The sequence below is a fragment of the Flavobacterium selenitireducens genome (assembly GCF_014748335.1).
In the GTDB taxonomy this organism is placed as follows: Bacteria; Bacteroidota; Bacteroidia; order Flavobacteriales; family Flavobacteriaceae; genus Flavobacterium; species Flavobacterium selenitireducens.
On sequence record NZ_JAAVIY010000002.1, the window covers coordinates 367,429 to 388,609 of the forward strand.

Consider the following 21,181-nt stretch of genomic DNA (forward strand, 5'->3'; position numbering starts at 1 on the left):
CTTTTATTTTCCGATGTTGATGTGAATGTATGTCCTGATTTCCCACTCTCTTCCGTTAGGGAATCCGATAGCGGTCGGATCCGGGACCCAGTTTCCTGCGGCGTCCAGGACTTGCGTCGGGTTGTAGCGAGGCGAGTATTGGTCGAGTGACCTCCAGGTTCCGCGCACTCCGATTCGCGTTCTCGGGATAAAATTGATCCAGTCCGGTTTCCCGATTTCAGTAGAAAGGTCGGCCATCAACTGAAGCGGGAACGTCAGGTTGTAATCGCGGTGGTAATCGTAAGGTCCCCAATCGTTCACTCTTACAAAGGAAGTCAATTTTATTTGTCGGTAGATCACGCGCAAATCCATACCGTAGCGGTGGATCATACGGGCATCGCTTCCGTTGGCCTGGGCGTCGCCTCCGTAAAGCGTGGCGATGAAACCGAAGTCCTTGCTCCATTTCGATACGATGCGGCCGTTGATTTCATAAAGGTCTTTTGCCGGAGCCGCTCCGTCGAAAGCGAATGTAGTTCTTCCGTCAGGCAAGATTCCGATGGCTGCGTCCTGGGTTGTCGGCAAGTGGCGGAACACGATACCGGCGCTAACCGCAAATTTCGCGTCTTCCGTCCTGTCGTTTTCCCAGTTGTACATCCAGGTGCCCGGAGTAGGGTCGAACGTGAACAAAAGTTCTCCCGCAACCTGTTCCCGGTTCGCTCTTACGACAAATGGATCGTCGAGGATGTTTCTCGGTCTGCCCGGCGCCATTGCGTTGGCGTTGATCGGGCCTTCAAGCGGCTTTTGCCACAAGAAGTTCGGTGCGATCTGGAATTTGCCGAGGTTGTAGGTCAAACCAGTCAGGAAATTGTACTGGTTGCCGCTTCCGCTGTCTTTGAGTCGCCATCCGGTAAAGGTTTGGGTGTAATCGGCGCCACCGTTGGCAACCAATCCCATCGCGGCTCCCTGACCATACCAGTTGAATTTTCCTCCGGTGTAGGTTACTTTCGCTTTTCCTCCCCAATTGTCTTTAGATTCGATATCGTGCTCGAAAACCTGCTGATTTTCTTCTGGGCCTCTGGCAACCTGATAATCTCTGCCGTTCAATGGCGATCCGGCCCAAATTCCGCCAAGATCGATCCCGAATTTCCCGATTTTGCGGTTGACGTGCAGCGTGAAACGTCTTGTTTTAGGCTGTGGGATCGCAAAGGAACTTTCGGTGTTGGTCTGTTGTTCCAAATCTTCGTGGAAGACACCTGTTACGCCGAATTTGCCGATATTCTTAGAATATTTGAGCAATATCGCAGGGTTGGCGCCCCACCAAAGTTGCGGTCCGAAGGCAAGTTTCAATCCGCTGAACAATTTTTTTCCTTCCACTTCAAACCCGAGTGGTGCGATACCGTTGTAGATATCCATCGACGGGCCGTAGTTCGCCTCCGGGTACAATCCGAAGAAATCGCCTTCGTAGCCCCAGTGGTAGTGGCCGGTTCTGTAAAATCCGTTAAGGTTGAAAAGATTGTGGTTCCAGGTGTAGCTCGCGCTGTATAGCTGGACGCGGTTGTTCGAATCGAAACGGACTTCCTGGTTGTTGCGCTCGACGGTAACGGGACGGCCGCGGTTTTCGTAGAAAATCTGGTCGATAGGGTTCAGGGCGACGTTGCCCAGGATGTTGAATTCGACATTGGCTCTCATATTAGCCGCTGGATTGGCCTCTACGCCAATGTAAACCGATTGCATATGGTCGAATCCTAATTTGTTCGGATATTCGGTCACGTTAGGATTGGCGTCGTCCGGAGTCGTGATGAGCGATCCGCCGGTATTGAACGTCGTAAATTCGGCTCTTAGCTTGCTGAATCGGATCAATCCGCCCTGCTTGCTCTCGAGTGCCGCTTTGTCGCCTCGTGCCCTGAGCGTCGCATCCATAACCTGGATATTGTCAAAGTGATTGTTGACTGCCGACAAGGAATTGGCGGCATATGGGTTCAATTTGTGGGCTTCCTTCAAAACATAATACGCTGAACGCGGATACAATTCATAGAAGCCTTTCTCGTTCGTCGGGCCTTTGGCGCAGATCCCGAACCATTCTTCGTTCATGTTGTTCTGGCCTTGTTCGTAATCTCTCATATAGCCGCCGTTCGCCCACGATGCGTTCGTGTCGTGTACGTCAAGGCCGGCTGTCTGGCCGTATTTCCACCATCCGTCGCTGAACTGGAACGTGAATCCTCCGAGCGCATTCTGAGCTTTTCCCAATCCTGCCGCATTCTGGTAGATTTCCTTCCACTGGCTCAACAGGTAATACGATTGGGAGGTTTGATCCTCCTGGTTCGTGATGGCGTTGAAGGCATCGGCCCCGAACTCAGCGAACAAAACCGGTTTCCCGTATTCTTTTTTGACTTGCTCAAACAAATCCCCGAATGAAGTCCCGCGATAGACGTTCGTAGCGAAAATGTCGAAATCAGGGCATTCTTTCGAGATGATGTCGAGGTACATCAAGTCGCCGTTACAGAATGCGATCGGATGCGAGCCGTCTATCTTCTTCATCGAAACCGCAGCCTCGTTGAATAATTTGTACATGGCCACGGCGCGTTTGGTGGTCACACGCTCCGGCATAGGGATATTTTGCGTTTCGGCTCCGTCCCAGAACAAGCCGTAGTTGTTTTCGTTTCCGAGAAGGAACAACAGCAATCCTTTGGTGTCTTTGTAGTCGGAGGCGAGTTTCGCGACTTCATTCAACAGCATTTCGCGAACTGCCGGATCTGAATATTCCGTGTTCGGGACATAAGCGCCGTTGAGGTCGAGTCCGTATCGGCCGAACGAGTGGTTGATCATCGTGTGGATGCCGTGGGTCACGTATACGTATTCGATCCATTGCTTCGGCATTCCAGCATAAACCCTGATGGTGTTCACGCCCATGTTGCGAAGCAGCGACATTTCTTCGTCGAGCGCCTGTTTGATGAAGGCGTCAGGCTGCGTCCACAAACTGTAGGCGTAATTGGTACCTACCGGATAGTAGTCCCAGTTCATCCCGTTGACGATAAAATCTTTTCCATTGACTACCAATTTCGACCCATCGCTGCCGTTCGCCACAACAATCTTGTCTTGTTGCGCAAACGCGGAAGGAGAAAAAATGACAATGGTCAGTAATAAAATAAGTTTTCTCATTTCAATGTTCATTTGTTTGGTTTGGAGTAATACGGTAGGGTTGTACCGACGCAATTTTTGTCGCGCAACAAAAGTGTCGCAAAAAAAATTTCGATTCGCTAAAACTACATTTTTTGCTGTGCCGAAATCGAATTGGGCTTTGAAAGAAACCATACAATGCGATATTGCCCTGACATTTCGCTAAAACCCGCATTTAACACTGTTTTAACAGCGATTGACGCGTTGTAAATGGCCGTCGGATAGAGCTGTTAAAGTCATTTCGTATGGTTGTTGTATAGTTGTTTTGAGGCACGGATAAGGCGGTTAAACCGACAAAATGTACTCCACAACACCTGTTTCGTGCGGCAGGTCCATTTTTTTACGCAAACGATATCTCTTGACCTCGACGCTCCTCACGGAAATGTTCAAAAGCGGCGCGATTTCCTTAGAAGATAAATTCAATCTCAGATACGCGCAAAGACGTAAATCGTTTGGCGTCAAAGACGGATGCAACTGTTTTATCTTCTTGAGGAAGTCGTTGTCGGCATTGTTGAAGGCTTCCTTGAAAATCGTCCAGGAATCGTCTTCCGAAATGCTCTTATTGATGGTGTTGATCACCGATTTTATGCTTTTGTCGTCCTGGTCGGAGCTCGTCCGCTTCAAATCGTCTTTGATCAGCGCCAGCAACTCGTTCTTTTTCATGAGACCCATCGTCGAAACGGCCAGCTCGCGGTTTTTGCTGTCGACATCGCTCGAAAGCTGCTCGTTCTTGAGTTTCATGAGTTGCTGCTCGTTCTCAAGTTCTTTTATTTCAAGCAACAGGTTGTTCTCTTCGATGAGTTTTTGCTCTTTTTTGCGATAGTATTCTTTGTACGCCTTGTGGATGTAAGCCGCCAGCAGCAACGCCACGATGAGGTAAATGACAAGTGCAAGATTGGTCGCATACCACGGCTTGCAAATCGTGAACCTGTAAGTTGCCACGTCCCTCGGGTTGGAATTGGCAATTTTCGCCCTGACCTTGAACACGTAATCGCCTGGAGGTAAATTCTTGAAGTTGGCCGTCGTCCTGGCCGACCACTTGCTCCATTCCTCCTGCAGACCGTCGAGTATGTATTGGTATTCGGTGTAGATGTATTTGTTGTATTCCGGAACCGTATAGTTGAGGATGATGTTGTTCTCGTCATATGCAAATTCGCCCGTGTCCTTGACGGCGCAACTGATGAGTTCCTCGTCGAGTTTGTTGATCGTGACGTTGGTTATCGAGACATTATTGCTTTTGAACCTGAGGTCGTTGAGGTTGATTGTGTAGTAGCCGTCGGTTGTCCCAATGAGGTAAATCGAATTCGACAATCGCGTGACGTTTTCGTATCCGAGCATCGAGCCCGTAAGCGACATTGGGATCGGGATCGTATTCTTCTTGAGTTCGTTCCCGATTTTATTCACCGTGAAGTAATGGATGTAATTTTTCGAGAACATCCACAATTTGCTCGAATTATCGGCGATGAGTTTGCCCGACGTATACTCGTCTTTTTCGAAAATTGCGCTCAGTGTCTTGTCCCGTCGGAAGGCTTTGTGCTTTTCATCGAGCATGTAAATGCCTTCCTTATTGGCGTAATAAATCGTATTGTCGAATTTGATCAGACTCGCATTTTTGCCTTTCTTGGGCGTTTTGAGCATCGTCAGCGCCGAGCAACTCCGATAATTTTCATCGAGCTTGAATCGAAAAACGCCTTTGTATTCATGGCTGATGTAAACGTCCCTCGCGCCCGAAATCTCGAAATGCTTGGCCGAATAATCGAATTTGGAAATCTTGTTCCGAAACGTCCACTTTCCGTTGACATTGTGCAGTACCGAAATCCCGTAGTAATTTCCCTGCATCAACAAATCAGGTTTGCCAGGCACTTTTACGAATCCCCACGTTCCCGAAGCCGAGAAGATAGGCGTGGCAACACCATCGTTCACTACGAAAGTCCCGGAGTCGTGTCCGCAAAATATCGTGCCCTGATATCCGAAAAGCGACCAAACCTGTCCCTTTGTGTTGGCGATGAATTTAAACGGCTCGCCCGACTCGTAATTTTTGTAAAAAAGCCCCTGGTTGGTGCCGATGTACAGCTTGCCATTGTGAAGCAGCGAGGCATAGACGGTTCCCAAAAATCCGGTCTTGTCGGAGTAGCTTCGTATCGGCGATTTCAGGTTGATGCAATTGATGCCGTTGTCGAGCCCTATCCACAAATTTTCGTCCGCGTCCTCGAACACCGACAGGATCGTGTTGTTGCTCAATCCTCTGTCCTGGGTAATGTGATACTTGAGTTTCCCTGTCGAGGAAAGAATGAACACGCCGTTGGAGATGGTTCCCACTGCAAATCCTTTGTCGGACAACTGCTGGCAACTGTAGACGCTGCTGTTGATGATCTGGTCGTCCACATCCGAAAAGAAAGGCGCGAAACTTCCGTTGATAAACGTGAAAAATCCGTTGTGCTGGGTTTGGAGAAGCAAGCCGTCGTCTGCCGAAAAAATCGCGACGATCTTGTTGTTCACCGCAACGGGATGATTGGAAACGAGCTTTGCCTTGCCGTTCTCGATCTCGTACAAGCCTTCGTTGGCCACCTGGTAAAAAATCGAATTATTGGCCTGGAACGACTTCAGGATGCTGTTTTTTGGCGCGATCACCGTAAACTTTTCCGCCTTGGTGTCGTAAATGTGGATCTGGTCGAGCGACTGGAAAATCATCCATTGCTCATACGAAAAGATGTTCCAGAACTGCTCGTCATCTACTATGCGACTCTTTATTTTTTGGCTAAGCGACGTGTATTTCAATTGATTGTTCGGCTCCCGTGTCCAGAATCCGAACTCCATGTAACAACCGGTGTAAATCCTGTCGCCTACCACTTTTACCGAACGGACGATCGTTTCGTTCGGAGACGGATACAACGTCCAGGCCGATCCGTTGAACTCGAGCAAACCTTCGTTGTTCGCAAAGAACATAAAGCGTTGGGCGTCCTGCGAAATCATCCAGTTCTGGTTCCCCGCGTTGTAGGTAGCGGAACTATATTTTACGATTGGCGACAATTCCTGGGCAAACAGCAAAACTGGGAAGAGCAATAACCAAATAAGGGCAAATTTGATTTTCATTCTGGCAAAAAGGGTTGTTTTCAGTTTTTGGATGGTTTTCGGCTCGTGGCAACCGATGGTTTTCGTGTCGCAATATAAATTAAGAAATCGATTTCGTACAATTTTATCGTCTGATTTGGCGCCGCATCGCGAATTAACACCTGAAATGGGTGTCATTTCCGACGATGACGTCCCGTAATTTTTATCGGACCTGCTGGACTTCAAATACTGTTTTGCCGCTGTATCCGTCGATTTCAACTCCCGTAACGAAATTCTCGACCCACACTTCGACGTAATCGGTGGCAGCCAATTGAACGAGACAGCTCACCGAACGCTCGACAATTCCGACTCCGTGATGATCATAGGACGTCTCCTGTCGCAGTGTTCCGTTCACGTAAATTCCGATCGAATACATATCGCCATTGCTTTGATTGTTGGTGTGGAATGCCGCGTCGATGCGATAGAACCCTGCTGTTGTGGCGGTAAATCGGCCGTTGGTGATGTTGAACTCGTTCGAGGTATCAAAAGCTTCGGTATTGAACAGGACTTTTTGCCATCCGGCATTGGTCAACACTTGATTCGCCGATCGGTTGGCCCTTACAAGCGATAGTGAAGTGGCGGGATTGGTAACCCAACTGGTAGCGCCGGCTCCGTTCGTCTGCAAAATCTGGCCGTTGGTTCCTCTTACGTTCGGCAGTGAATATCCGTTGGCATTAGCGGGATTGTTGATTTGCAACGTCCCGTTGACGCGCGCAATGTTGTTATCGAACTCACCGTAAATCAGCGCATTGCTAGCGTTTGAATTGGAGTTGTCGATATACAATTTATTGGAACCTGTTTCAGACGCACCTGCGTTATAGCCCAAAGCGACATTGCCGGTGCCGACAGTGTTCGCAGCAAGCGTTCCGTAACCGATAGCGGTATTGTTGCTCGCGGTTTGGCCCGCTGTCAAAGCATTATATCCGACGGCGACATTATTGGTCGATGCCCCGTTTCCTTTAAGCGTATTGGAGCCAATTGCGGTATTGTAGGAACCCGATGAACGGTAACCGGACTGCCATCCCAAAAAGGCGTTGTGAGTCGCGGCACCGGTATTGAAGCGCCCGGACTCGGAACCGATATAGGTATTGTTTGCACCATTTCCGTGTTCGTCTCCGGCCATGAATCCTACCGCCGTATTGGCAGCGCCGGTGCTGATACGCAACGCATCGGAACCAACGGCAGTGTTGTTTGCAGCGGTCGTATTGCCGAGCAAGGCTTGTTGGCCAATCGCTGTATTGCCACCTGCGGTATTGTTGTGCAGTGCATGCCTTCCGATAGCCGTATTGTTGCTACCGCCTCCGTTGAAGAACAGTGCCTGGTATCCGATTGAGGTGTTGTTGCCGCCTGTCGTACCAAGCGAAGCCTCGAAACCTATAGCGGTGTTTTGCGTACCGGTAGCATTCGAAGCCAATGCCCGAAAACCTGTCGCCGTGTTGCCCGAACCAGATGTATTATTGGTGAGCGCGTGATATCCGACAGCGGTATTGTTGCTTGCCGTATTCCGGTTCAATGCTGAAAACCCGACAGCGGTAGACGCACTTGCGTTGTTCAGCGCTAAAGTCCCGTTTCCGATGGCGGTATTTTGGGCACCTCCGGTATTCGCAGATAATGCTCCGTTTCCGAAAGCAACGTTGTCCGGGCCGGTAGCGACCGCCAAAGCATTGGTTCCGAAAGCTGTGTTAGTGGTCGCTGCTCCATTGTTCAGCGCGTTCAATCCAAATGAGGTGCTCGTCGCACCGATTTTTCCTGCGGCGGTATTCGCTCGGCGGAAGGCGAGATCGACATTATCCGTCGTTCCCAGGAAATTGGCCGTTCCTGATAAGCCTGTGTTTCCTGTGGTCGTCCAGGCGTTCGTCGCACCCGAGCCCAATCGTTCCCAGACGGTTCCGTTGAAGAAGTAAAAGCCCGCGGCCGTAACGTTGATCGTCGTGCCCGTGGCGGTTCCGTTCGATATGTCGTTCACGTAAATCATGGTAGATGTCGGTGTAGCGGCCATCGTTTGGGCGCGAAGTCGGGAAACCCGCGGAATCAGGAGGCCGTCGACCGTTGTTCCGGTCAAGTTTGTCGCTGTGACGTCGAGCGTCGCTGCCGGAGCCGTGGTTCCTACGCCGACCTGAGCCATGCCTGCCGTCGAAAAAATAAAAAACAGCAGCGTTAATTTGATTCTTGAGTTCTTCATAGTTTGATTTTTAGAAATTAAAAAAACACCTCCCGATATAGAGAGGTGTTTTTCGTAATAACCTACAACTTACCTTTTGATTACACGCAATGTCTTGACGAATCCGGCTTGGGTCACAACCAGGTTGTAAACTCCGGACGGATAGCGTTCCCCGAATTGCTGCATCTCGATCGCATCGGTGGCGAACTCGCGGTCTTCTACCAATTTGCCCACCATGTCGTATACCTTGACGCGAACGTTGTCTTGGCTTGAACTATCCATATCGAGGGCAAAACTCTCTGAGTAAGGGTTCGGATACACCACCGCACGGAAGTCAACCGACGGCGTTTCATCGTCTACCATCACGATTCCTCTTGCGAGAGCGCCAGGAGCGGTAATTTCGCAAACCTCGGCAAACGGCGACCAAAAGCCTGCTGTCTGGATCGAAACGCGAACACCGTAAACGGCGCCGGCAGTGAAATTAGGCACTTGGTTGAACGTAAACCAGTTTTGCGAACGGTCGATGGTATTCTGGGCGAACGTTGTCATGTTCGTGACTTCGAAACGGTACGCCTGGGCCCTGTTTAGGCTTGTCGTTGCGATCAACGTATTGTTGCTGGCAATCGTTCCGCCGCAGCTGTTCAACGTCGGAACCGCCGGAGAACTTACATTACAAGGCGCTCCGTAGCCTGACCATGTTCCGTTCGATGTCTTGACTGCGACCTCGATCTGGTATTCCGTGCCGTAGTTGAAACGGGTAAGCATGGTAAGCGAGAACCAATGGTGGGAGCGTTCGATCGTTTGTTCGGCGTGCTCTCCGCCATCGGTCAGATTCGTCACGCGGAAGCGATATTGGGTTACGCCCGGCAAACTTGTCGTAGCGATCAATGTGCTGAGGCTCGGAAGCACGATGCCACATTGGGAAGGTGAAACCGCGGCTGCACCGCCCGGGCTTAGCACTGCCGGAGTTGAAATAAGGCACTCCGGGCCGTAATAGTTCAGCCAAATCCCGTTTCGGCGAAGCATTACCGAAACCGAATACGTTGTGGCATAGTCATAACTTGCAAGCATAGTAAGGCTGAAGTGAGGCGCTGTACGGTCGATTTCCTGAGCCACATTCGTGGCGGTGTTGACCACGCGGAAACGGTATCCGTTTATTGGTGCGCCGTAGCTCACCGCTCCGATTACCGAACTGATCGAGGTAAGGGTCGTTGCGCATTGCGTGCCCAAAACCTGGGAATAGATGCGGCTTCCTTCGTCGATAGTACCGTCGCAGTTGTCGTCGACGCCGTTGAACGGAACTTCAGTCGCACCTGGGTGTACAGCCAATGCGTCGTCGTCGCAATCAGTATTGTCCAGAACATATCCCGGAGTCGGCTCGCACGCAGAAAGCGAATCGTCAGGATTGCCATAACCATCTCCATCGGCGTCAGCATAATACGTATAGCACTCATTGCTGAAATAAACGTTGTCGATATAGATTTGCGTCAGGCCACTTGTGTTCTGCTCGAACTTCAACCCGTAAATCTGTTCCAGGTTAGCGCCCGGGAAGTTTGTCAACGGAATCTTCACCGTATTCCAGCCTGCAACCAGGTTGGCGGCGTCGTAGAGGTGGTCGCCGTTCGAAAGCAAGAAAATAAATACTCTCGAAAGCGCAGGATTTGCATTCAATGGAGCGTTGAGGTAAATGTCAACGTTCAGGTGGCTCATCCCGGCTACGCTGAAAAGAGTTTCGTTCTGATCGATCAATCCGAGGAATCCGAAATTGTCGAGACGCAAAGCCGTGTTCGTTCCATTCGGAATTTCGGTCATTGTCGTGCCTCCCGTCCAATAAGAACGAACTGCGGTAATGGCGTCGGCATAAACCGACGGCGTTCCCGTGTACATCGAAACGACGCGCTCCGCCTCTCTTGCAGGAGGAACAGGAGAAGGTCCGGGAGCAGGGAAAGCAACCGACAATTGAGCGGTGATGCTTCCGGCACCGTAATTTGCATCGGCCGCTTGGTTGGCTGTGATGGTCGATGTCCCCGGGCCTACGATGTGGACCGTGTTTCCGATGATCGTAGCAACCGCTGGATTGCTGCTTGTGTAGCTAAATGCTCCTGAACTGTTCGAAGTAGGGGCAGTCAGCTCAAAGTCCGGATCGCCGAAATTCTTGGCAGGAACCGAGAAATCAGTGATCGTAGGAGGTAGCAACGTAGCCGGCCTGAAGAAATAAACATTGTCGACATAAACCGTTTTGCCTGGTCCGTTTAAGCTTTCGAATTTGATAAATACGACGCCGTTCAGGTTTAAACCTGCGGCCACGTAAGTAGAAAGTGGAATGTTGATGCTGTTCCATTGATTCGGGACAAGCGAAATCTGGGCGTTTCGGTCGCCGTTGTTGAGCAACCAAATGTTCATCGCGGTACAATCTTCAGAATAGATATCCATGTGTAACGTCGTCATGGCCGTAAGATTGGTCGGGGCGAACGTAACGGTTTCAATCTGGAAATTGCTCATTTTTTTGGTGTCGTTGCCTTCGAGTTGCTCGTCTGTAGTACTTGCCTGATTTTGCCAGACCGGGGACGATTGTTCCGTGTAAGCATTGCTGTAGATCGAAATCACGTCCCATTCGTTGCGCGCAGGTGGCGTAGGAGCCGCAGTCGCCAACGGAGCGTTCGCCACAACAAGTGATGCGGTAATTGACCCTGCTTCATAAGTTCCGTCAGCGACTTGGCTGGCAGTGATCGTAGAAGTTCCGGCCCCGACTATCGTAACCGTGCTCCCGGAAATGGTAGCTACGTTCAGGTTGCTGCTCGTGTAAGTGAAGGCACCCGTGCTGTTCGAGTTCGGAGGCGTGAGTTCAAACGGCTCGTCCCCGACGATTTTTTCAGGAATGTTGAAATCTGTTATCGTAGGGTCGATTCCCGTCGGAACATAGAAATAAATGTTGTCCAGGTACATTTGGAACGCACTCGGGCTGGAATTCGACTCGAATTTGAGTCCGTAGATGTTCGAAAGATCGGCACCTGCATTGGTGTAGGTCGAAAGATCGATGTCGAGAGAATTCCATCCGGCGGTAAGACCGGTAGCAGTGTGAATCTTGTCTCCGTTGGAAATCAGGAAAACGAAAAGACTAGGTAGCGGAGCGTTCAGATACACGTCGACGTGGAGCTTGGTCATGCCGGCGGCGCTGAAGTTTGCTCCGTTGGTAACGTATCCGAGGAAGCCCATGTTGTTTACGCGAAGCGCCGTATTGCTTCCGTTAGAAACTTCGGTCACGGTTGTGGCGCCGTTCGACCAGTCTGCTCTTACTGCGGTCACGCCGTTTGCGTAAACCGTCGGTGTTCCCGTGAACATTGACACGACGTCAGAAGGATTCCTGACCGGCGGAACAGGCGATGCGCCCGGTGCCGGATAACTCGCGGTAAATGTAGCGTTTGCCACTCCTTGTCCAAAACCTCCACTTGCCGCTTGAGTCGCCGTAATGGTCGATGTTCCTCCGCCAACGATGGTCAAAACGTCGCCCGAGATAGTAGCTACGGCCGGATTGCTGCTTGTGTAAGTGAACGCACCTGCGCTGTTGGAACTCGGCGGAGTAAGCGCAAATGCCGCATCTCCGACGTTTTTCGCAGGAACCGTAAAGGCTCCCAATGTCGGTGGCTGGACGGTTGCAGGTCTGTAGAAATAGACGTTCGTGATGAACAATGTCGTATTGTTCGGATCAAACGTCACCGGAACGATCCATTTCAGGTTGTTAAGGTCTACAGCGCCCGCTCCGGAAGAATAGTTGCTCAGCGGAATATCGTATGAATTCCACACGCCTTGTGCTTTACCGAAAGGAACCTCAAGCTCGCGGTTGCTACCGTTAGCAGCTTCCAATTTTATTTTAAACGAAGCGAAATCAGGCGACCAGACATCGATATGCAGATGGGTCATCTGGGACACGTTCAGGCTCATCGCGCCATTGGCGGAAATGCCCGAATAACTGTGGTTCGTGTATTTTTTTACGACGCTTCCGTCGGCCAACGTCAGATCTCCGACGATATTGGCGCCTCCACCGAAGTTGTCGAATACGACACCTGGCTGGTTGGTATAGGCAGATCCATACTGAGACAGCACATCCCATGTATTTCTCGCCGGAGGTGTTGCAGGTCCTGCTGTTGGCGTGGTATTAGGATTCGTGACGACCAATGTGGCGGTTGTGCTTCCCGCAGCGTGGGTCGCGGATGCCGCCTGGTTCGCCGTAATCGTAGAAGATCCTCCGCCAACGATGGTAACGGTGTTTCCGCTGATTGTCGCAACGCCGAGGTTGCTGCTCGTATAAGTGAATGCACCGGCGCTGTTTGACGATGGAGCTGTCAGTGTAAACGCAGGGTCGCCGAACACTTTTGCAGGAACGGAAAACGCTCCCAAAGTTGGAGCAGGAAGTGGGTTTCCGCCTCCGCATGTGTTTCCTACGGTGTACGTGAATTGCTTGGTCACGCCAAGTCCTCCGGCTGCCCAGTCGATTTTCATCCTGATTTTGAACGCAAAGCCGGCTGTTAGCGGCTGTCCGTTCGATTGGTTGGAGAATGTCTGGCGGAACGTCGCCACGGTGCCTGCCACTTTAGGCATTGGCGTTTCGGCAAAGTTCGGATTGTCCGTAAAGGCATACGCCTGGTTGGCAAGTCCCGAAGGTGGGTTCAATACCTCGAATTCAACGGTTACGGCGTTCCCGGTGGTAGTGAAGCCGTAACGATAGTTGCCTAGACCCGCGCCTTGAGAAAGCTCGTTGGTCGTACCAGCACACTCGGTCTGGGCAAAACTACCAGGAATACTTGCGGCTAAAATCAGCAGCAGAAATACTAGTTTTTTGATTGTTTCCATAAAAGTTTGGTTTTCATAATTGGTTGGTTTTGATCCCAGGTCGCCCTGGATTCGCTTTAAAGTTTTAAAAATTAGTTCCCTATGCCACTACGGACGTGCCGCTGGGCTTGTTGTTTTTTTCCGCGACAGCGCATCGAACGATATCGTTTTCGTGGAAAAACTAAAAAATAGGCATGGATCAGTTACTGATTCGGCAAATAAGGGGCGTAAATAGCTAAGACTTGAGCTTTCAAAACCGACAATCGCGTAGTAGGAAACGTTTGTCAGGCGCGATCTCGAGTAGGAACGATCGCGTTTTGAATTCAATTCTCAATTCTAAAAAGAGAAAAACAGGCTGCCTTTTGAGATAGCCTGTTTTTCAAGTATTCAAATCAATTTTTAACCAATTTGACAGTCTTGCTGCCATTTTCGGTCACGATGTTGGCAAAGTAGATGCCGTTAGACAAGTCAGATGCGTCGATCACAACATTCGTATCGTTCGGCTGCAAGGTCCTGATTTGCTTTCCGGTCACGTCGCTCAAGCGAATCGAAGTAATCGTTTGGGTAGCGGTAACATTCCATTCGTTTTGGGCCGGGTTCGGATAGGCGTTGAATGCAGTCTGCCCGAAACGATCTGTCTTGAGGAAAGGCTCCACGACTGAGAAATAAATGTTGTCGAAATACACGATGTCGGATACCAAATCAGACGTCGTTCCCAGCTTGAACTGGAAGAAATTAGCTTTGTTGAATCCGATGCCTTCAAAGAACGAAAGCGGTACGTTGACACTCTGCCAAGAACCTTGTACAAGCGTGCCGTTGCTTCCGTTTGGAGTCAATTCGTAAACATATTCGTTGACGGCGCCGTTGTTGTTTCCAATCACGATGAATCGGATTTCGTTTGAGTTGGAATCTGCGAAATAATCAAAGTGCAACCATTGATAGTTCGAAATGTTCGTGACAAGGGTTGTCCCTTCTCCATATCCGGCTACGGCGAAATTCATTTTGATGGCCTCGTTCACGCCTTCTGCGCTAAGATCGAGATCCGGTTTGCCCGAAAATGTTCCGAACGCATAGTTCGGCGTCCAATTGTTCGTGTAACCGCCCGTATCGCTGTAAATGTTCAATACCTGAGCGTTAGGTGTTCCCGGCGTAGGTGACGGATTCGGCAAAGAAGGCACGAAAGTTACCGTATACGATTTCGTCACGGTTCCATCTTGGGAGGTCACCAAAACCATTGCGGTTCCTGGGAGTGTAGTGGCTTGCGTGATGGAAGTAATGGTAGCATTGGAATCTGTCGCTGTCGCAGATGTGATTTGTGGAATAACAGTCGTACCCACGACGAGTTCATACAAATAATTCGTAACCGACGCACTGAAGCCTGGCACCGTCGCTCCATTTACCTGCAAATTGCTCAAAGAAGCATCTGCTCCGGCTGGAGTAGCTGTTTTCCAGAAATAAATGTTGTCGAGATAAATCGTCGATGGCGTCGTACCGCCTGTTCCGTCAAACTTGATCTGGAAAACCGCGTCCCAAGTCATTCCAGTAAATGCGCTTTTCGGAATGTTGACGCTGCTCCACTGGCCTTGCACCACTGGAACGTCTACAAGGATTTCCGCTACGCCAGTTCCGTTGTTGATAGGAGAGACCTTCAGGTTGGTAGCAGTCGATGTCCAAACGTCAACGTGAAGAAATTCCATCCCTGACGCATTTTGGGTCGCAAGTTCGGTTCCCTGATAGTTGAAGTTTGGATAGGCCAAAACCAAATTGCCTGTTCCAGGATCGAATGTGGAGTTTACCTGGCCAAAACCAGATTGGTTCCAGTTCGGATCGAAATTTGTCGCAACGCTTGTAAAGGAATCGCTATATATGGAGATAACGTCGCCTGCGGCATTTGTAGGAATTGGAGCGTTGGTCGTCGGCTGTGCATAACTGGAGCCGTAACTCAACAGCACTGCCGATAACAACAGAAAAGTAATTTTTTTCATATCACACATTTTTAGAATTAAATTTGTCAAAAGCGAAAATAAAGAATATGATGTTTAAACAATCCGCAATGATAACATATATAAACTATACAAGCCAAATTTTTGAAAACCCTTGCTATTGCTCATAAATCGCTCAAAATAAACCACTAACGGTACGCTTGGCCATAAGGCTGTATGGTTTTGTATGGTCGTTGTATAGTTTTTTTATGTTTGTCGGGAACTATAACGTTTTCTTAGCGTCGGGATTTGATGCCGATATCGTCAAAAAAATATTCCCGTAACCTCTTTCTTTCTTCTTCCCGAACAAAAGCATCAACACAATGCTTGTTAAATTTTCATACGTTGCTGCTTTCGGATGCCGAACTCAAGCTCAGTTATCGTTTTAATGCAAAATGCGCCCTGAACGTTCCTTTTTCCTGGCCAAAGGCGTAGTCTATCGAGAACCAGTAATCCGTAGCAGGTAACGCGCTGCCATTATAAGTTCCGTCCCAGCCGTCGCTGCCGGGCGCGATTTGCTTGAGCAATTTTCCGTAGCGATCGAAAATGGAGATGGTGCCGCTCACACCGCTAATGTTCCAACTGTCGTGGAAACCGTCGCCGTTTGGTGTGAAAAATCTCGGATAATTCACGACCGTCGCCGACCCGGTAAGATAGGTGCAAGACGCGTCTATGACCGTAACGGTGTGGTTGCCCGCCGTTACATTATAGAATACATTCGACGCCTGGAAGCCGGAATCGTCTAGTTGATAAAAGAACGGGCCATCACCTCCAATCACGGTAACCGTTATCGTCGGATTGTCGCTAAACGCTTCAGATTGCTGTATCACCAAACTTTGCCCCTGGGACATTTCGCCCACGACCGCATCGACGGGATCCGAAACACATCCCGCTGAATTGGTGGCGATTACCGTATAAACTCCGATTTGATTGGCATTGTAGCTGCTTCCGGATGCGTTCGCGATTGGAGCCCCTTCAAAAAACCATTGAAAGCTGTGATTGGCTGGGCTAAGTTGGGTATCTAGCGTATAGAACTGGTTTGACGTAGGAGCTGATCCAGTCGTACAGATGACACCGTCGGCGATTTGCGGAACCGGAATGGGAGCAACCGAAACGGAGATCGTCACCGGGTTTCCGGCGCATACGTTCCAAACAGGCGTAACGGTATAAACGACAGTTCCTGGAACAGCGGCGTTTTGCAAGTTCAGGATATCGGAAATCTGGCTGCCACTTCCCGATGCCGCTCCCGCCACATTGGTCGGAACGGCCGTCCAGTTAAACGTCGTCCCTGCAAGGTTAGAGGTCAGGTTGATCGCAATCGCATCGCCATCGCAGAACGCAAGGTTGCCGTTGAACAGCACGTTCGGGCTCGCGTTGACCACAATCGAAATTGATCCCGGCAGGGTCTGGCTGCAACCGCTCCCTGAAAGCGCGATTCCGGTTAATTGATACGTTGTATTAGCGATAAGTGCCGCCGTCGTAACCACTGCCGATCCCGAAGCGTCGAGCGTCGCGGTTTGTACGCCACCTCCGATAGCCAAGTAGCTGACGGTCGCGTTAGGCGTTCCATTAAAAGTCAGTGTCGTGGATTGGCCGGGGCATAGCGAAAGCGGATTGGCGGTAAGCGAGGCGGTCGGTAAAGGAACCGTCGAGACCGTAATCGATTGTGAAAGTGGTTTCGTGCACCCGTTCGCTCCGGCTGATGTGACCGATGAAACCGAATACGTCACCGGAGACGTCACGCTCGGGGTTGTAATTGATGCACTTCCCGAACCGTCCAATACAATCGTTTGGCTGCTGCCTCCGTTTTGCGAATACGTGACGGTGGCATTCGGCGTTCCCGAAAATTGAACGGTGGCCGAATCACCGTGGCAAACCGGGGCGTTACTTGAAATGGTGGCGTTGGGCAACGGACTGACCGAAATCGTCACATCGTCATTGATCAAAGTGGTGCAAGTACCCAAAACCGGGGAAGTGGCGCTGACAAGAGCGTACGTAACATTTGACGTGAGTGCCGATGTCGTTATACTGGCCGTTCCCGATGCATTCAGTACAAGGGTTTGCGTCGGTCCCGAATTCACGGTATATGCGATAATGGCGGCAGGTGTTCCCGTAAACGAGACGATAGCGGTCGTTCCGGAGCAAACGGCAGAAGCTGCGGCAATGGTTGCCGACGGGGAAACCACCGGAGTGATGGTTATTGATTGCGTAAGCGCCTGCGTGCAACTGCCCGCCGAAGCCGCACTGACTTCGATGAGCGTATAAACCGACGCGGAGGTAATGTTAGAAGCGATTACCGACGCATTTCCCGAAGCGTCCAGCGCGACGGATTGTGGCCCGCTTCCGTTAACCGAATACGTCACGATTGCGTCGGGAGTTCCCGTAAAGGTCACTGTAGCCGGGCTTCCCGAGCAAACCGACGGATTCGCTGCGATCGCGGCCGTTGGCGAACTGATCACGGAGATGGTCATGGATTCATTGATGGCACGAACGCAACTGCTCAAAGTCGGTGACGCGCAACTTATCAGCGTATAGACGCGGTCAGCGGTCAATGCCGTCGCAGTGATACTTGCCGAGCCCGAAGCGTTCAGCGTGATGGTTTGGTTGGCGCCTCCATTTACGGTATACGTCAGAATCGCGTTTGGCGTACCGCTGAAACTGACTACGGCCGTGCTTCCGCTACATATCGAAGTGCTTCCGCTGATCGTGGCGGTCGGCAATGCTATAATGGTTAGGGAAACCGGAGTTCGCGGGCTGGCGATGCAGTTCGACGTAAGATTATAGGTTTCGGCATAATAGGTTCCCGCGGTCGTCGGCACATAAGAAGCGCTTCCAGATTGCAGCAAAGTTCCGCCATTAGCGGCGCTATACCAATTGACGCCTGTTCCGGCGCCCGGCGTGACCGACAAAGCGGTAATGGCTTCATCGCTGCAAATCACCTGATCGCCATTGCTTGGGGCGGGAACCGGGGACGGTAGAATCGAAACGGTGAACACATTAGACATAGCCGAGCAAAAATTATTGCTGAGGTTGGCGGCGTCCTGGGCGGCCTTTACCCGAAAATAAGTCAGGGAAGTCAGCGTAGGCGTGATGTAGGTCGGATTGGTCGCTCCCGGAATATCGGTCCAGGTTGTCGCGTCCGGGCTACTTTGCCATTGGTAAAAATACGTCGAAGTGCCTACCGTCGAAGCTTGCAGTTCGAGTGAGGTCGAATTGCAAGAGGAAAAAGTGGTACCGGTAACCGTCGGGCTGGTAACGGTAGTAAGGTCGCCGCAGGAACTAAAGGCGATGTCGTCTATCGCGAGGTCGTTTCCGCAACCGCCTACGCCGTTATTCTTCATTTTCAAGACCACGGACGTTTCGTTTACCGTCGTGAACACCAAGGCGAACTGCTGCCAGGTCGGCGTTGGCGTGCCCATAATGTTTCCGGTATTGCCGGATCCGAGCAAAAGCGTTTCGTCCGCATTCCAAATTTCAAACCGCACGTTTATCGGAATCTGTCCGGCACCGCAGTAATTGGTATTCGGATTATAGACATTCATCAGCCAGGCCGAAAATTCAAATGTAGTGTTGATGCAAAGACCGGAAACGGTTTTTTTGTAAAAGTCGCCGGAAGTGACCGCATTGGCGTTGACGAGCAACATTTTACCGTTGGGACCGTTGGTGACATCGGGTGTGTGATCCAACGAATAATGCCAGGTCGTGTATTGGCTCGAATGATAATATAATGTGTATTGTCCGTCCTGGGGCGCTCCCGGAATAAAAGTATAGGTTGTGATCCCGGAAGGCAATGCGGGTCCGTAGGTGGTGCCGTTTCCGAAATTCTCGGTAAAAAGAGGGTCTCCTTTACTGCCCGCGCAAAATCCCAATTGGGCGTGATGTACTGCGGATATCAGCAAAAGCGAAAACGTAATTATCGTCTTGGTAAAGCTCATCAATAGAAATAGGTTTTTGGAAACAAACCCGATTGAATTGCACGAGCCGATGCGCCGGATAGTGGCGGCAACGATTTCAGAAGCGAATGGTCAGGGTTTCGTCGAAGGTAAAAATAGCGGTATGACTTTACCGTTTTCGAGATGCGCTGATATAAAAACCATACAGCGTCCAAAAAAACTCCTGTTGCGCGACAGTGGTCGGCCGCATCTGCTTCCGAAAGCGTTGTAGTGGTAGAAAAGCAGCTAAAAACAGCGTTTTGATGTGGTGTTGTAAGGGTAACGAAAACGATGTAACGAGAAATCCGAGGTTGAAAAGCCGGGATTTTTGTCGGTTGTGCAGGATCGAAATTGGAATGCTGCGGTTTCAAACGATCATTTTTGGGTTTGGACAAAGATCAGGACGCCGTCTGTTTCGAGCTTCGAAATTCCATAAAGAATATCGACATTATCCGGAACAGTAATGTTGCGCGGCTTGCCGAAGTTGATTAAAACGGAGGCCCGTTTCCCGTTCCATTCCCGATCGAACGATATCAACCCGTCGCGAAATTCAAGGTTTGCATAAGCGCCATATTGAAGCACGGGCGTCGAATTGCGCAACGCAATCAGTTTTTTATAGTCGTGAAAGATGGAATTTTTATCCGCAATGGCCTTCTCAACGTTTGTATCTTGATAATCCGAATGTACTTTGATCCAGCTTTTCGTACTTGAAAATCCTGCAAACCGCGTCGCGTTCCACTGCATCGGGCCGCGCGATTTGTCGCGATTGTGCGAATTGCCGATAATCAGCGCCTCGGCAGCGGTCTTCCCTTTGTCGAGTGCCAGTTTATATTGTGTTCGCCCCTGGATGTCGGCAATTTCCGAAATGTTTTCCGCCATTATATTCCGCATCGCGATTTCCTCCCCAAAATACACGAACGGAACGCCTTTGGCCGTCAAAAGTAACGCTGCCAACGCCCGGTTGCGTTTCGCGTTCCCGTTGGCGAGCCTGTCCATGAGGCGCGCCATATCGTGGCTGCCGAAGAACAACGTCGGGTAACCGCTCATGTTCGCTTCCATGCTTTGCAGTTCGGCGAAAATGCGCTCGGCCGAGAATTCGGGAATGCTGCCAAAGTTAAAATTGAAAACCACATCGAGCAATGCCTTCGATTGGTATTGCTTCAACACCTCGATTTTATCGCTTCCGACTTCTCCTACGAGAAATTTGTCAGGAAACTCCTCTACTGTCTGTCGGATGGTTCGAATCGCCGATTTCACGCCAGGTTGGTCGATGTCAAACGCATGTTTTTGGTTGCCGTTTTCGATAGGATTGTCCGATAAGATGCCGTCCGTAGTCAAAAAATTGATCACGTCGAGCCGAAACCCGTCGACACCAGCCTTGAGCCAAAACCTCAGGATTTCCTGTATTTCAGCAACGACTTTTGGGTTCGACCAATTGAGGTCGGCCATGCGGACATCGAATTTGTGGTAATAATACTGGTCGGTCGCTTCGTCTTTTTCCCAAGCTGATCCGCCAAAGAACGATTCCCAGTTGTTCGGTTGATCGTTCCATATATAATAATCGCGATACGGATTGTCTTTGGATTTGCGCGATTCCCGGAACCATTTTGCGTCAGTCGAAGTGTGGTTGAGCACCATGTCCATGATGACTTTTATGCCGCGCCGATGGGCTTCGCTGAGGAATCGGTCAAAGTCAGCCCGTGTACCGTAAACCGCGTCGATTTCGTAATAATCGGCTACGTCGTAACCATTGTCGATTTTGGGTGATTTGAGGAAAGGTGTGAGCCAGATCCCTTTGATGCCGAGATTCTGAAGATAATCGAGTTTAGACGTGATACCGGCGAAATCTCCATAACCGTCTCCGTTGGAATCGGCATAGCTCGGCATGTAGATTTGGTAAAAAACAGTCTCCTTCCACCACATTTTGGGTTTCCCTGAGTGCTGTTCCTGAGCGCCCAGGGAAGAAAAAATCAATAAAACTAACCCAAAATGTATGAGGTTTTTCATAC

7 protein-coding genes are annotated in these 21,181 nt (G+C 50.3%); all 7 read right to left on the bottom strand.

What is annotated here, in order from left to right:
- Nucleotides 1-3: 3 nt before the first annotated feature.
- A complete protein-coding gene (locus HC229_RS05155; protein WP_191019392.1) occupies nucleotides 4-3,138 on the bottom strand; it encodes a glycosidase in 3,135 nt (1,044 codons plus the stop codon).
- 303 nt (nucleotides 3,139-3,441) lie between these two features.
- The gene (locus HC229_RS05160) at nucleotides 3,442-6,249 is read right to left on the bottom strand and encodes a helix-turn-helix and ligand-binding sensor domain-containing protein (RefSeq protein ID WP_191019393.1); all 2,808 of its coding nucleotides are present in this window, start codon (nucleotides 6,247-6,249) and stop codon (nucleotides 3,442-3,444) included.
- A gap of 181 nt (nucleotides 6,250-6,430) precedes the next feature.
- Nucleotides 6,431-8,449, bottom strand: a complete 2,019-nt coding sequence (locus HC229_RS05165) for a beta strand repeat-containing protein (RefSeq protein ID WP_191019394.1) — start codon at nucleotides 8,447-8,449, stop codon at nucleotides 6,431-6,433.
- Between the two features lie 69 nt (nucleotides 8,450-8,518).
- The gene (locus HC229_RS05170; RefSeq protein WP_191019395.1) at nucleotides 8,519-13,279 is read right to left on the bottom strand and encodes a MopE-related protein; all 4,761 of its coding nucleotides are present in this window, start codon (nucleotides 13,277-13,279) and stop codon (nucleotides 8,519-8,521) included.
- A gap of 371 nt (nucleotides 13,280-13,650) precedes the next feature.
- Entirely contained in the window at nucleotides 13,651-15,243 is a 1,593-nt protein-coding gene (locus HC229_RS05175; protein ID WP_191019396.1) for a T9SS type A sorting domain-containing protein, read from the bottom strand.
- Nucleotides 15,244-15,617: 374 nt separating this feature from the next.
- Nucleotides 15,618-19,175: a T9SS type B sorting domain-containing protein gene (locus HC229_RS05180; protein ID WP_191019397.1), complete on the bottom strand. Its 3,558-nt coding sequence runs from the start codon at nucleotides 19,173-19,175 to the stop codon at nucleotides 15,618-15,620.
- A 372-nt stretch (nucleotides 19,176-19,547) separates the two neighbouring features.
- Nucleotides 19,548-21,179: an alpha-glucosidase gene (locus tag HC229_RS05185; RefSeq protein ID WP_191019398.1), complete on the bottom strand. Its 1,632-nt coding sequence runs from the start codon at nucleotides 21,177-21,179 to the stop codon at nucleotides 19,548-19,550.
- Between the last annotated feature and the right edge of the window lie 2 nt (nucleotides 21,180-21,181).